We start from the raw sequence: 13,712 nt of genomic DNA on the forward strand, positions 1-13,712 counted from the left end.
ATTTAGGTAGGGTTGTGATTTACCGCACATAATCTGCTGTATTAACCCTCTTTTAACGTCGTTATTGACTCAGTGAGCAGCGCAGAGATGCGAAGTGCCGCCGCAGAAAGTTCACGGTGCTTTGGCCAAACCAGCCACATTTCAGATTGCGCTTCCGGCTCATCAATGGGTAGCCACACCACTTCAGATAGACGGACGCGTTTAAATGAAGCCGGAAGTATCGACACCCCTAACCCGGCGGACACCAACCCAATAATCGTCATAGCCTCGCCCACTTCCTGGGTGATGTAGGGTGAAATCCCGTGGCGTTGCAGCAGGCCGAGAATATCCTCATACAGCCCGGTCCCAACGAGCGGGTCAAAGAAGACAAAAGGTTCATGTGCGAGCTGTTGCAGTGAAATTTTTGAGCATTGGGCCAACGGATGGTCACGATGCACCATTGCCAGTAGTGGCTCACGTAGAACCAGACTCCAGTCGAGCGTATCCGGAAGCCGCGTGTTGCGCATTAAACCGAGTTCGAGTTCACCGTCGTTTAACGGTGCAATTTGCTTGCGAGTGTTGATTTCCCGCATCTGGAGATGTACGTCCGGGTAGCTGCGGCGAAATGTCGAAAGACTATCGGATACCGTTTTAATAAAGGGCGCGGATGAGGTGAAACCAATACGCAACTCGCCGGTTTCCCCTTGATGAAGCCGGGCTGCGCGCCCTGCCGCTGCATCAACCTGGCTTAAAATCTGCCGGGCATCTTGCAAAAACTGGCTGCCTGCGGCGGTCAGATTCACGCTGCGATTAGTTCTCGCCAGTAGACGCGCACCAATTTGCTGTTCCAGGATTTGAATTTGCTGGCTCAAAGGTGGCTGAGAGATACGTAAACGCGCGGCAGCCCGTCCAAAATGCAGCTCTTCAGCAACGGCAATAAAGTAACGCAGATGGCGCAATTCAATATTCATACTTTTAAAATATTAATTGAGATTATTAATATATTAGACAGAACAATTACAATTTTCTACTCTGAAAAGAAGACTTCATTTGTGGATTTTTAAGGACCGATTTTGAGCCGTACAACCCTCGTCAACACCGCCCCGGCAGCAGATATTGACGAAAGACGATCTCCCCAGCCGGTCACTTACATCAAGCGTGGTTCACCTCAATTTATGCGCGTTACGCTTGCGCTCTTTTCCGCAGGACTTGCCACCTTCGCGCTGCTTTATTGTGTACAACCAATACTGCCGGTTCTTTCTCATGAATTTGGAGTCTCACCGGCCAGTAGCAGTATTTCGCTATCTGTTTCTACCGCTATGCTGGCGATTGGGCTGCTCTTTACTGGCCCGCTGTCTGATGCCATTGGTCGTAAACCCGTGATGGTTACGGCGCTATTACTCGCCTCATGCTGCACGCTGCTTTCAACCATGATGACAAGTTGGCATGGCATATTGGTGATGCGTGCCCTGATTGGGCTGTCTCTTAGCGGTGTTGCTGCGGTTGGTATGACTTACCTGAGTGAAGAAATCCACCCAAGCGTAGTGGCATTTTCGATGGGGCTGTATATCAGTGGGAACTCGATTGGTGGCATGAGTGGCCGCCTGTTAAGCGGCGTGTTGACCGACTTCTTTAACTGGCGTATTGCCGTTGCGGCTATTGGCTGCTTCGCACTCGCGTCAGCGTTAATGTTCTGGAAAATACTGCCAGCCTCAAAACATTTTCGCCCTTCTTCGCTGCGGCCAAAAACGCTGTTTATCAACTTCCGACTGCACTGGCGTGACCAGGGGCTACCGCTGTTATTTGCGCAAGGCTTTTTGCTGATGGGGGCGTTTGTCACCCTGTTTAACTACATTGGTTATCGCCTGATGCAGGGGCCGTGGTATTTAAGCCAGGCGGTGGTCGGGCTTTTGTCGGTAGCGTATTTGACCGGAACATGGAGTTCGCCAAAAGCCGGGGCAATGACCGCAAAATTTGGCCGAGGCCCGGTGATGGTCTTTTCCACCGCGGTGATGCTGGCAGGCGTGGTGTTAACGGTCTTTTCACCGTTGCCGATTATCTTCATCGGCATGCTGCTCTTTTCTGCTGGATTCTTCGCCGCACACTCCGTCGCCAGCGGCTGGATTGGCCCGCGAGCTAAACGCGCAAAAGGGCAAGCCTCGTCACTTTATTTATTCAGCTATTACCTTGGTTCAAGTCTTGCCGGGACGCTCGGCGGTGTGTTCTGGCACCAGTTTGGCTGGCCGGGAGTCGCGAGTTTTATTGGCTCACTCCTGGTCATCTCCTTAATGGTGGGGACACGTTTGCATCATCGCGCACAATAACCCCGTTACGGCCTCGTTTTCGGGATGGCTTTTTGCTATTTTCGCAGCGTAAACCATCTCTTTATGAGGCTCTATGGAAAAGCAAAACTATAATCATCTCACCCGCACCTTCCAGCGTCTTTCCCGTTTTGGACATCTCTCAGCCATCGCTGGCTGGGATATGTTCACCAATATGCCACCGAACGGCAGCACAGCGCGCGGCGAAGCCCTGGCCGAACTGAGTGTTTTGCAGCACCAAATCCTGACCGATAAAAAAATCGCCACGCTATTGCAGGCCGCGGTTCAGGAAAATTTGAATGATGTAGAACGTGCAAACCTGCGTGAAATGACACGCCAGTACCAGGAAGCCATTCTATTACCCGCCTCACTGGTAGAAGAAAAATCGCTGGTTGGGACGCGCTGTGAACATGGCTGGCGCACGCAACGCCCAGCCAACGACTGGCAGGGTTTTTCTACCAATTTAAAAGAAGTGGTTCGTGTTAGCCGTGAAGAGGCGAAACTGCGCGCCGAAGCAAAGGGGAAATCCCCATACGACGCGCTGTTAGACATTTATGAACCAGGGATGACCAGCGCTAAACTTGACGTTCTGTTTGGCGACTTGCGCACCTGGTTGCCAGCATTGCTGCAAAAAGTTGTCGATAAACAAGCAAAAGAGTCGGTCATCACTCCTGTTGGCCCATTCGCCACGCACGACCAACGCGAGCTTGGCCTGGAAACCATGAAGTTGTTGGGCTTTGATTTTAACGGCGGCCGGCTTGATGTTAGCGCGCATCCGTTCTGTGGTGGCGTGCCGGAAGATGTACGCATCACCACACGTTACGATGAAGCAGATCTGGTCAGTGCACTGTTTGGCGTTATCCACGAAACGGGCCATGCGCGTTACGAGCAGAACCTGCCACGTGAATGGCTCGGTCAGCCTGTTGCTCTTGCGCGTTCCACTGCGATTCATGAGTCACAAAGTCTCTTCTTTGAGATGCAGTTGGGTCGCAGCAAAGAGTTCCTTAAACTGCTGCTACCGATGGTTACATCGCGCTTTGGCAAACAACCTGCGTTTGAGACGGCAAACTTTATTGCCGTTAACCAGCGTGTTGAGCGTGGTTTTATCCGCGTTGATGCGGATGAAGTGAGCTATCCAGCCCATGTTGTGTTGCGTTACGAAATTGAGCGCGCGCTGATTGACGGCGAAATTGAAGTGGAAGACATCCCGGCACTGTGGGATGAAAAAATGCAGCAATGGTTGGGACTTTCTACCAAAGATAACTTCCGCAATGGCTGTATGCAGGATATTCACTGGACTGACGGTGCTTTCGGTTACTTCCCTTCGTACACGCTGGGCGCAATGTATGCCGCTCAATTGTTCAATGCTGCAAAACTTGCGCTGCCGCAGCTCGAAAGCGATATTGCGGAAGGAAACTTCAGCGCATTGTTCGACTGGCTACGTCAGAATATCTGGCAACACGGCAGTCGCTTCACAACGTCAGAGTTGATTACCAATGCAACCGGGGAAGATCTTAACCCGTTGTATTTCCGTAGGCATTTAGAAGCGCGTTACCTTTAATCTTCCTCACCTGTCCGCGCCCTAAATAATTCGGATTGTAGGGGGGATTAGCGTTAACGACATCCACCATTGACGCAGGTTATGTCGGATGTCGCTGCGCTAATCCGACCTACGAAGGAATTTCGTCATCAATTCCCCGGCGTGTACAAACCGTTACACGCCGAAACCAATCACTCACTGAACGCATTGATCCACAAGTCTATAGTTCATCTCAACGGCCCCGCAGGGCTTCAAAGAAACATAAATTCAAACATGAATTGAGGATGTCGAGATGAATAAAGTACTAGCTCTGGTTGTTGCCGCTGCAATGGGTCTGTCTTCTGCTGCTTTCGCTGCTGAAACTACTGCGACTCCAGCTCCTGCTACCACTTCTGCTGCAGCTAAAGCCCCTGCTGCAAAAACTACTCATCATAAAAAGCACAAAAAAGCAGCTACCGAGCAGAAAGCACAAGCCGCTAAAAAGCACAAAAAAGAAGTGAAGAAAACTGAAGCAGCAAAACCTGCGCAGACCGAACAGAAAGCTCAGGCTGCTAAAAAACACAAAAAAGCAGTAACCAAAACTGAAGCGGCAAAACCAGCTGCACAGAAAGCCCAGGCTGCTAAAAAGCACCACAAAAAACCTACCGCTAAAACTGAAGCAGCAAAACCTGCAACTCAGCCAGCTGCATAAGGTTATCGGGGTTATCCCGAAAGCATAGCCACACTACTAACCTGCATAATTCGAGTTGTCGGCAGGTGGCAAGCAAGTGAGTCCCCAGAAGCGTAGATAACTATGTGACTGGGGTGAACGACCGACGCCAACACACCGATAACCTGAAGTATGACGGTTAAAAACACCCGGTTCGCCGGGTGTTTACTTCCGGAGTCTGGATGATGTTGCGACGCTACAGCTTTGAAATCATCCTCACGCTGCTTATTCTTTGCGGCATTATTACGCTAAGCTTCTGGCTGTAATGACTTTTTACTCCCACTTTTTGTGCGACCCGTCTATAGTTAGTCCATTCGCTGGGTTTATATAACAATCAAAATTAATCGCCCCACAGAGAGTGATATGCGCAAAAAAGTTGTGATGTTGTTAGGTGTACTGTGCTTGTTGCCTGCCCTTTCTCATGCTGATGACGAAAGTGCTGCAAATGTCAAAACGCTGTTTTTTGGCAAGGATGACCGCACAAGAGTGAATGATCCCGCAACACCGCCGTGGGATGCTATCGGTCAACTTGAGACGGCCAGCGGCAATCTTTGCACCGCGACCTTAATTTCCCCTCACCTGGCACTTACCGCCGGGCACTGTTTGCTACAACCACCCCGTGGAAAACCCGATAAAGCCATCGCTTTGCGCTTTGTATCTAATAAAGGCAAATGGCGTTATGAAATTCATGATATTGAAGGCCGGGTTGAATCTACGCTGGGTCGTCGCCTTAAACCCGATGGTGACGGTTGGATTGTCCCCGCCAGTGCGGCGCCTCATGATTTTGGTCTGATTATTTTGCACAACCCGCCTTCTGGTATCACGCCGTTGCCATTGTTTGAGGGTGACCGTGACGCACTAACTGAAGCGCTTAAAAATCAGAATCGTAAGGTCACACAGTCGGGTTATCCCGAGGATCATCTGGACGATCTCTATACCCATAACGATTGCCTGATTACCGGCTGGGCACAGAAAACTGTACTCTCACATCAGTGCGATACTTTGCCTGGTGATAGTGGCTCACCCTTGATGCTGAAAACGGAAAATGGTTGGCAGCTGATTGCGGTACAAAGCTCAGCGCCTGCTGCGAAAGATCGTTATCGGGCTGATAATCGTGCGATTTCTGTGACCGGGTTTCGTGACCAGCTACAGAGTTTAGCCAGCCAATAATTTCACCGCCGGGTATCACTCCCGGCGGTTTTCTTTTAAGCCAGTTTGATTAGCACCATGCCCGCTAGTAATAAAACCAGCCCCACCCAGCCTTTACGATTTAGCCGCTGGCCGAATAAAATCCAGCCCGCCGCCACGGTGGCGATAATGCCGAAGCCACCCCATAGTGCATAAGCTACCGACAGCTCAATTCCTTTTACTGCCTGCGCCAGCGCGCTGAAGGCTGCCAGAACTGCACACAGCGACAATATGCCATAGCCAAAACGGCGAAAACCATCAGAGTGTTTCAAGAAAATATTAGCGGCAATTTCTAACACGATTGCCAGGAACAGCCATAGCGCGTGAACCCATTCAAATGATTGCATGTTCGCTCTCCTTTGCTGGTTTTACCGTTCGCGTTTTTTTAGCGCTGGTTCCCGATTTAATCAAAGCAATTCCCACCACCAGCGTGGTCAGACCGATGATTTTCAGTAGCGAGATCGATTCGTCGAACAACAGAACACTGAAAAGGGTAATAAATAAAATACCAATTCCTTCCCACATGGCATACGCGACGCCAAGGGCGATTTTTTTAACCGAAAATGATAATAAAATATAAGACAAGGTGATCATCAACAGCATAAAAATATAGCCGAGATTATCATCACTGACGCTGGACCATTTCATGGATAACGTGCCGGTAATTTCGGCAATAATAGCCAATGCTAATAATATCCAATAGATCATGATTCCTCTCCTGATAGAGAAAATAGCCGTACTAATGCTTGTAATGTGCTAAATAAAGCGCACAAGCCGAATAAAAAATAAGCTTATTTACCCGCAATAATTCGTGTACCAGTAAGGCGACAAGACCGTAAGCAAGCGGGTGCAGTCAACGCAACTGGGGTGCGAAGTATCAAGGGAAAAACAGGAGAGCGAATCTACAGCGCGTTACGCCAGTGTTGTTCACCGGAAAGCGAAAAAGCAGAAGAGAAAGATGGGGCTTGATGGGTTATTAACATTTTGAACAGCTTGTTCATAAGCATAATGTCCATAGTTTTCACAACGTATCCGCGGTGTTGCTTCTCATCAGTTGCGGATAGTAAATTGTCCTCAGTAGTCAAACACGCTGAATTTGTACCATATTTCGCAAGATGCCTGACTTCCCTTTTCAATTCTTTACGCTTGAACAGCAGAAAATAAGTGTATACCCCTCCTTTCCTCACCCGTACTATATACACAATTAAGGAACGGATTATTCTGATGGAGACCGTCAATAATGGCAAAACCCATTATTACGTTAAGTGGATTAAAAGCAGTCATTATGTTGGGGATGTTAGTCATCATCCTTGCGGGTATAAAAGTGGCTGCCGAGATCATCGTGCCATTTATTCTGGCACTGTTTATTGCCATTATCCTCAACCCAATGATTCGTCGTCTGGAGCGCATACGGGTACCGCGCGTGCTGGCGATTACCTTCGTCATTTCAGTAATTATTTTCTTTATGGCTGTGTTACTCGCCTACCTGGGAACCACGCTTAATGAGCTGACGCGCACGCTGCCACAATACCGTTCCTTGCTAATCTCCCCTCTGCAAACATTGGACCCGTGGCTGCAACGGGTCGGGATTTCTGTGTCGGTGGATGAACTGGTTAAGTATATCGATCCTAACGCGGCAATGACGTTAGTCACAAGTCTTATTACGCAGCTTTCCAACGCGATGACCTCAATCTTTTTGCTGCTTTTGACCGTCGTATTTATGTTGATTGAAGTACCGCAATTGCCGGTAAAGCTCCAACAATTGATGTCTCGGCCGGCAGAAGGCATGGGTGCTATCCAGCGAGCTTTAGACAGCGTCAGCCATTATCTTGTACTAAAAACCGCTATCAGCCTGGTGACGGGATTGGTGGTCTGGATAATGTTAGCCATGCTGGATGTGCGTTTTGCCTTTGTCTGGGGGCTACTCGCTTTCTCGCTCAACTATATTCCCAATATTGGCTCCGTTCTCGCAGCAATCCCACCGGTTGCACAGGTGCTGGTATTTAGTGGACTGTATGATGCGTTGCTTGTCGTTGCTGGTTATCTGGCCATCAACCTGGTGTTTGGCAATATCATCGAACCACGCATGATGGGGCGAGGATTGGGTTTATCGACTCTGGTGGTTTTCTTATCGTTGATTTTTTGGGGCTGGCTTCTGGGCCCGGTGGGAATGCTACTGTCGGTTCCACTGACTATCGCGGTGAAAATAGCACTTGAACAAAACGAGGGTGGCAAGAGTATTGCCGTGCTGTTGAGCGATGTGACCAAAAACTAAAGAGCCATAGCCGCTCCGGATAACAGAGCTGCTATGGAGTGAGACTACATACTGTAACCCGGTTTTTTGGCCAAAGTATCCAGTGCCGGAGCTATCTCTTTATCGTAGACATCCTCTTTCCAGCGATCTTTCTGGATAGGTGTTAGCGCAACAGAGAGCGACTCGTCAGATGAATTAAAGTGCTTCTTCAGCACGGCACAAATATCAGCGGCAAGCGCCTCTTTTTGTTCTTCAGTCAACTCACGCGGGAAGTGTTTTACGGTGATATGCGGCACAACAGATCTCCTTTGAATGGCGAACTCTATTCTTACGTTAAACAATCAGGTTATAGCAACAGAAAATCATTTGGGGCAGATGGGGGCAAACTCATCAAAGCTGATACCGTACTGCTCGTGGTCCAGTCGCAAGCCAAACTTTTCTTGCAGTAGTTGATACACAGCCCTCTCATCTGCCATTTCTTCGCGTTGCTCACCGCTAAACTGCCGGTTACTCAGCGTTAACGTTGTGCCATCGGGTTTATGCAAACACAACATTAAATGATGACGGAAATACGATTCAGGCCAGGTCGAAACATAGTGATTTGCGACCTGAAAATCACTGAAATATTGGGGTTGCAGATCAAACCGATACAGAGGCATCCAGCCATCTTGTTGTTTGATGCTCAGCAAGTAATCGCCGTCCAGATGCGTTAAGCGATAGACACCATGCGCCGTAGGCTGCTCAACATCAGTTTCCAACCGCAAAGGGGAAGTCAGCGTTTTCCCGCCAAATCCTACATCAGCCAGATAACGCTGTTGATTTATCGTCACCAGCAATAGGCGGTGCGTTCTTGGTGGCATTTCAGGCGGTTGCGTGATCAACACTCTCGCCGCCAGGTCTTCCACTTCAAAACCAATGTCTTCAAGCGCTGCGCGCAGCAAAGCATTTTGCTCATAGCAATAACCTCCTCGACCAGCAACGACGAGCTTTTCAAAAACATTATCGAGTTCAAGCCTGATGGTTCGACCAAGAAGCGCATCTAAGTTTTCGAAAGGAATGGAACAAGCATGCAGCAGATGAATACGTTGCAAGGTTTCTAAGGTGGGTATGGCTTCACCATAAAAACCGATACGCGCAAAATAGGTTTGTCGCTCGAAAGTCATTATCTCAACCTCTTAAAATCCGATGTCTTTACTATAAAGCGTTTTTTTCATGGCAAATGATCGATAATGCTCTGGCTACAACAGGCCTGTAGACTATTCCCCGGAAATTAAGTGCCAGAAGGATGCGCCATGAAACCCAAGTCGATGACTCTCTATGATGTGGCAAAACACGCCAATGTTTCCTATCAGACCGTTTCACGGGTTATCAATCAGGCAGAGCACGTTTCTGATAAAACGCGCCGTAAAGTCGAAGCAGCGATGCAAGCACTTAACTACGTTCCTAACCGGGTGGCGCAGCAACTGGCTGGAAAACTAAGCCAAACGATTGGGCTTGTGACCAGCAATTTGTCCCTCCACGCTCCGTCGCAAATCGCCGCAGCCATTAAGTCTCAGGCCAGCAAACTCCACTTTAACGTGGTGATATCGATGATTGAGCAGCCTGATTTGAGTGCCTGCAAAGGTGCAGTGAATAGCCTACTCTCCCAGCGGGTTGATGGGCTGATTGTGAATATTCCTCTGGAAGATGACCAGGTTCGAGCCATCACTGACATGTGCGGCAATGTGCCGGTATTGTTCCTCGATGTCTCCCCGACTCTCAATACCCACAGCATCACATTCGATGCCACCACCGGCACGCAGTTGGCAGTAACTCATCTCGTCCAACAAGGCCACCAGCATATTGCTTTACTGAGCGGGCCGTTGACCTCAGTTTCAGCCCGCCTGCGTCTGGAAGGTTGGCAACAGGCTCTGGCAAAGCATCAGCTGATGGCTATCGCGCAACTGCAGGGCGACTGGAGTTCAATCTCCGGTTATCTCCAGACACTGGCGCTCATTAGTACGGGATCGAAGTTTACCGCCCTGCTGGTCGCTAACGATCAAATGGCGTTAGGTGCATTACGTGCCTTCAATGAGTCAGGCTTATCCGTTCCTGGGCAAGTCTCAGTGGTGGGTTATGACGATACCGAAGACAGCGCCTGTTTTATCCCGCCGCTCACTACCATCAAGCAAGACTTTAAAGCACTGGGGAATACCAGCGTTGACCAACTGATTGCCCAAATCCGCACGCCCGCTTTACCGGGCCTTGCCACCGTTCTTCCCGTCACGCTTATTGAGCGTAAAACGACGGCAGCACCAAATGCTGAAACTGTGTCACCACAAGCCCTGGCCGATGCGCTTGCGGTACTTGCCCACCAGGTCGCGCGTCTGAAGTAATTTTTGTGAATCGCCTCACCTGAAGTTGTTTTACTGCTTTACATCTGCGCAGGTAAAAAACATATTAATTAATAATTGTGAGCGCTTCGCAAAAATGTAAAGGAACATCAAGTATGACCATCAGATCGGGTTCTGTTGCGGCCACTTTGGCCGCGATCCTTGGGCGACGCGACTGGGAGAACCCAGCAGTGACGCAATTAAATCGCTTGCCTGCCCGCCCACCATTTTCCAGTTGGCGTGATGCTCTCGCCGCGCGCGACGACTCATCATCTGAAAGTCTGCGCAGTCTTAACGGTAAGTGGCAGTTTAGCTACTTCACTCAGCCCGAGTGTGTTCCCGAAAGTTGGCTTGAGGTTGATTTAGCCGATGCTCAAATCTTACCAGTCCCATCAAACTGGCAAATGCATGGCTTTGATGCCCCGATTTATACCAATGTCACCTATCCCATTCCGGTTACACCGCCATTTGTGCCACAAAACAACCCAACCGGATGTTACTCGCTCACATTTAACATCGAACAGTCATGGCTTGATGATGGTCAGACGAGGATTATTTTCGATGGTGTGAATTCGGCATTTCATCTTTGGTGTAACGGCCACTGGATCGGGTACGGACAGGATAGTCGCCTGCCCTCTGAATTTGACCTCAGTGAAGTCCTTCATGCGGGGCAAAACCGCATTGCGGTGATGGTGCTACGTTGGTGCGATGGAAGTTTTCTGGAAGATCAGGATATGTGGCGCATGAGCGGTATTTTCCGCGATGTGACGCTACTGCATAAACCTTCCACCCAGTTGAGCGATGTGCACATTGCCACCCATTTAAACGAAGATTTCAGCCATGCGATACTGGAAACAGCTGTTTCGGTGAAAGGCGAAACCGACGGCGCGTTACAGGTAAAAGTGCAGCTGTGGCACGGTGACGAATGCGTGAGTGAGCGGCAACAAGCGCTGGCCAGCGAGATTATTGATGAACGTGGAGCATATAACGACCGCACTACCCTCCGAATGCCTGTCGCAAACCCTCTGCTGTGGAGTGCGGAAATCCCCAACCTCTATCGCGCTGTCGTTATTTTGCTGGATAGCGCAGGCGCGACAATAGAGGCAGAAGCTTATGACGTGGGTTTTCGTAAAGTCGAAATCCATCAAGGGTTGTTGAAACTCAACGGCAAACCTTTGCTGATTCGCGGTACCAACCGCCATGAACATCACCAGGAATTTGGCCAGGTGATGGATGTGGAAACCATGCGCCAGGATATTCTGTTGATGAAGCAGCACAACTTCAACGCGGTGCGCTGTTCCCATTACCCAAATCACCCGTTGTGGTATCGCTTGTGCGACCGTTACGGCCTGTACGTGGTGGATGAGGCAAACATTGAGACCCACGGAATGGTGCCGATGAATCGCCTGAGTGACGATCCTGGCTGGCTGCCCGCGATGATGGAACGTGTCACACGTATGGTGAAACGCGATATTAATCACCCATCAATTATCATCTGGTCGCTTGGTAATGAGTCCGGTCACGGTGCCAATCATGATGCGCTTTATCGCTGGATAAAATCTGTCGACCCCACCCGCCCAGTGCAGTACGAAGGGGGTGGTGCCAACAGCGCGGCAACCGATATTATTTGCCCCATGTATGCCCGCGTCGACCAGGATCAACCCTTCCCGGCGGTGCCTAAATGGTCAATTAAAAAGTGGATAGGTATGCCGGATGAAACCCGCCCGCTGATTCTTTGCGAATATGCCCACGCCATGGGCAACAGTTTTGGCGGCTTCCATAAATACTGGCAGGCATTCCGCCAGCACCCGCGGCTGCAAGGTGGTTTTGTCTGGGACTGGGTCGATCAATCGCTGATTAAACGCGATGAAAATGGCGAACCCTTCGCAGCCTACGGCGGGGATTTTGGCGACAAACCTAACGATCGTCAGTTCTGCATGAACGGCCTTGTTTTTGCCGACCGCACAGCGCATCCGGCACTGTATGAAGCACAACAAGCACAACAGTTTTTCCAGTTTGAACTTCATCGTGAAACCCCGTTGCGCCTCGAAATAACCAGCGAGTACCTTTTCCGCCATAGCGATAACGAACGCCTGATTTGGCAGGTTTCGCAAGCGGGTGAACGGCTTGCTGAAGGCGAAGTGCTGCTTGATATCGCGCCAGCTGGAACGCAGACAATTACCTTTGATTCACTGCCAACCATCGTGCGTGGCGGTGACGTGTGGCTGACCGTAAAAGTGCAGCAAATCAACGCCACAGACTGGTCAGATGCCGGGCATATTTGTGCATGGGATCAGTGGCAACTGCCGAGTATTCTCAGCGCAACCCCGCTGCCTTTTAATGGTAAAGCGCCAGAACTAACAACCAGTAACTGCCATTTCGATATTCACCTCGGCCTGCATCACTGGCAGTTCAACCGCGAAACTGGTTTGTTAAACCAGTGGTGGAAAGCACAGCAACCTGCGCTCATCACACCGCTGCAAGATCAGTTCACCCGCGCGCCGTTAGATAACGATATTGGCGTCAGCGAAGTGACGCGCATTGACCCGAATGCGTGGGTCGAGCGTTGGAAGGCAGCAGGAATGTATGAGCTTGAGTCGCGTGTGGAGAGCTGCGAAGCGGAGGTTCTGGCCAATGAAGTGCAGCTGCGCACCGTTCATAGCTGGCATCACCATGGTAAAACGCTGTTTATCAGCCGTAAGCTTTGGCGAATTGACTGCCAGGGCGAACTCCACGTCAGCGTAGATGTTGAAATTGCTTTTGGCACACCTCCACCTGCACGCATTGGCCTGACCTGCCAGTTAGCGGAATTGTATCCTGAAGTGAGCTGGCTCGGGCTCGGGCCCCATGAAAACTACCCCGATCGCAAGCAATCTGCCCTCTTCGATAGTTGGCAGCTTCCACTGGAAGAACTGTACACACCGTATGTTTTCCCAACGGAGAATGGCTTGCGCTGCGATACCCAAACATTGGAATACGGCGGCAACCAGTGGCGCGGGAATTTCCACTTCAATATCAGCCGCTTTAGCCAACAACAACTGCGCGAAACCTCACATCGCCATTTGCTTGTTGCGGAAACAGGCACCAGTTTAAACCTGGATGGTTTCCATATGGGTGTTGGTGGCGATGACTCCTGGAGCCCAAGCGTTTCACCGGAATACTTGCTTGATAAGCAGCATTATCACTACCAGTTAAGTTGGCAACGCCGCTAACGTCCCTTCTTCAGCGATGGCCTGTGTAGTTGCAGGCCATCTTCGAATAACCGCTACAATCTGTACTCTTTGAAAAAAGGCATTAGCGTCCTTAACCATTTATGGATAGGATCTGTCGCCCTATTTTGTCATGACGT

Annotated in this window: 14 protein-coding genes; 8 read left to right on the forward strand and 6 right to left on the reverse strand. The window is 50.0% G+C overall.

The window, feature by feature from the left end:
* Nucleotides 1-41 precede the first annotated feature (41 nt).
* On the reverse strand, nucleotides 42-950 hold the full coding sequence (gene ynfL / locus LVQ77_RS03535) for a multidrug efflux transcriptional activator YnfL/SxtR(Kp) (protein WP_151993313.1): 909 nt from the start codon (nucleotides 948-950) through the stop codon (nucleotides 42-44).
* A gap of 102 nt (nucleotides 951-1,052) precedes the next feature.
* Between ynfL and ynfM the strand changes: the two genes are divergently transcribed.
* The 5 genes from ynfM (at nucleotide 1,053) to LVQ77_RS03555 (ending at nucleotide 5,719) form a co-directional block, all read left to right on the forward strand.
* Entirely contained in the window at nucleotides 1,053-2,303 is a 1,251-nt protein-coding gene (gene ynfM / locus LVQ77_RS03540) for a multidrug efflux MFS transporter YnfM/SxtP(Kp) (RefSeq protein WP_232864443.1), read from the forward strand.
* A 73-nt stretch (nucleotides 2,304-2,376) separates the two neighbouring features.
* The gene (locus tag LVQ77_RS03545) at nucleotides 2,377-3,861 is read left to right on the forward strand and encodes a carboxypeptidase M32 (protein WP_232903693.1); all 1,485 of its coding nucleotides are present in this window, start codon (nucleotides 2,377-2,379) and stop codon (nucleotides 3,859-3,861) included.
* A 271-nt stretch (nucleotides 3,862-4,132) separates the two neighbouring features.
* Complete coding sequence (gene asr, locus LVQ77_RS03550) at nucleotides 4,133-4,531, forward strand: acid resistance repetitive basic protein Asr (RefSeq protein ID WP_154150155.1); 399 nt, start codon at nucleotides 4,133-4,135, stop codon at nucleotides 4,529-4,531.
* 179 nt (nucleotides 4,532-4,710) lie between these two features.
* The gene (ydgU, locus tag LVQ77_RS22450) at nucleotides 4,711-4,815 is read left to right on the forward strand and encodes a small membrane protein YdgU (RefSeq protein WP_456061802.1); all 105 of its coding nucleotides are present in this window, start codon (nucleotides 4,711-4,713) and stop codon (nucleotides 4,813-4,815) included.
* A gap of 97 nt (nucleotides 4,816-4,912) precedes the next feature.
* Nucleotides 4,913-5,719: a trypsin-like serine peptidase gene (locus LVQ77_RS03555; RefSeq protein ID WP_151993309.1), complete on the forward strand. Its 807-nt coding sequence runs from the start codon at nucleotides 4,913-4,915 to the stop codon at nucleotides 5,717-5,719.
* Between the two features lie 35 nt (nucleotides 5,720-5,754).
* Here LVQ77_RS03555 and mdtI read toward each other — a convergent pair whose 3' ends face one another.
* The 3 genes from mdtI to LVQ77_RS22455 all read right to left on the reverse strand — a co-directional run bounded on the left by mdtI (nucleotide 5,755) and on the right by LVQ77_RS22455 (nucleotide 6,753).
* Complete coding sequence (gene mdtI / locus LVQ77_RS03560; RefSeq protein WP_134182944.1) at nucleotides 5,755-6,084, reverse strand: multidrug/spermidine efflux SMR transporter subunit MdtI; 330 nt, start codon at nucleotides 6,082-6,084, stop codon at nucleotides 5,755-5,757.
* Nucleotides 6,071-6,448 (reverse strand): multidrug/spermidine efflux SMR transporter subunit MdtJ, encoded by a 378-nt coding sequence (mdtJ, locus tag LVQ77_RS03565; RefSeq protein WP_232864516.1) that lies wholly within the window; start codon nucleotides 6,446-6,448, stop codon nucleotides 6,071-6,073. The genes mdtI and mdtJ overlap by 14 nt, the downstream gene beginning before the upstream one ends.
* Nucleotides 6,449-6,639: 191 nt before the next feature.
* Nucleotides 6,640-6,753 (reverse strand): protein YdgV, encoded by a 114-nt coding sequence (locus LVQ77_RS22455; protein WP_503489108.1) that lies wholly within the window; start codon nucleotides 6,751-6,753, stop codon nucleotides 6,640-6,642.
* Nucleotides 6,754-6,977: 224 nt separating this feature from the next.
* Between LVQ77_RS22455 and LVQ77_RS03570 the strand changes: the two genes are divergently transcribed.
* Nucleotides 6,978-8,012: an AI-2E family transporter gene (locus LVQ77_RS03570; RefSeq protein WP_232864441.1), complete on the forward strand. Its 1,035-nt coding sequence runs from the start codon at nucleotides 6,978-6,980 to the stop codon at nucleotides 8,010-8,012.
* 44 nt (nucleotides 8,013-8,056) lie between these two features.
* On the opposite strand, the gene pptA is transcribed toward LVQ77_RS03570, so the two are convergent.
* Entirely contained in the window at nucleotides 8,057-8,287 is a 231-nt protein-coding gene (gene pptA / locus LVQ77_RS03575; RefSeq protein ID WP_034455817.1) for a tautomerase PptA, read from the reverse strand.
* Between the two features lie 66 nt (nucleotides 8,288-8,353).
* The gene (locus tag LVQ77_RS03580) at nucleotides 8,354-9,154 is read right to left on the reverse strand and encodes an arylamine N-acetyltransferase family protein (RefSeq protein ID WP_232903694.1); all 801 of its coding nucleotides are present in this window, start codon (nucleotides 9,152-9,154) and stop codon (nucleotides 8,354-8,356) included.
* Nucleotides 9,155-9,283: 129 nt separating this feature from the next.
* Between LVQ77_RS03580 and LVQ77_RS03585 the strand changes: the two genes are divergently transcribed.
* Together LVQ77_RS03585 and LVQ77_RS03590 are read left to right on the forward strand one after the other, a co-directional pair.
* Nucleotides 9,284-10,366, forward strand: a complete 1,083-nt coding sequence (locus tag LVQ77_RS03585; protein ID WP_232903695.1) for a LacI family DNA-binding transcriptional regulator — start codon at nucleotides 9,284-9,286, stop codon at nucleotides 10,364-10,366.
* 113 nt (nucleotides 10,367-10,479) lie between these two features.
* Complete coding sequence (locus LVQ77_RS03590; protein ID WP_232903696.1) at nucleotides 10,480-13,575, forward strand: beta-galactosidase; 3,096 nt, start codon at nucleotides 10,480-10,482, stop codon at nucleotides 13,573-13,575.
* Nucleotides 13,576-13,712 lie beyond the last annotated feature (137 nt).

Origin of the sequence: Buttiauxella cochleicola (assembly GCF_021282435.1) — a bacterium.
GTDB classification, from domain to species: domain Bacteria; phylum Pseudomonadota; class Gammaproteobacteria; order Enterobacterales; family Enterobacteriaceae; genus Buttiauxella; species Buttiauxella massiliensis.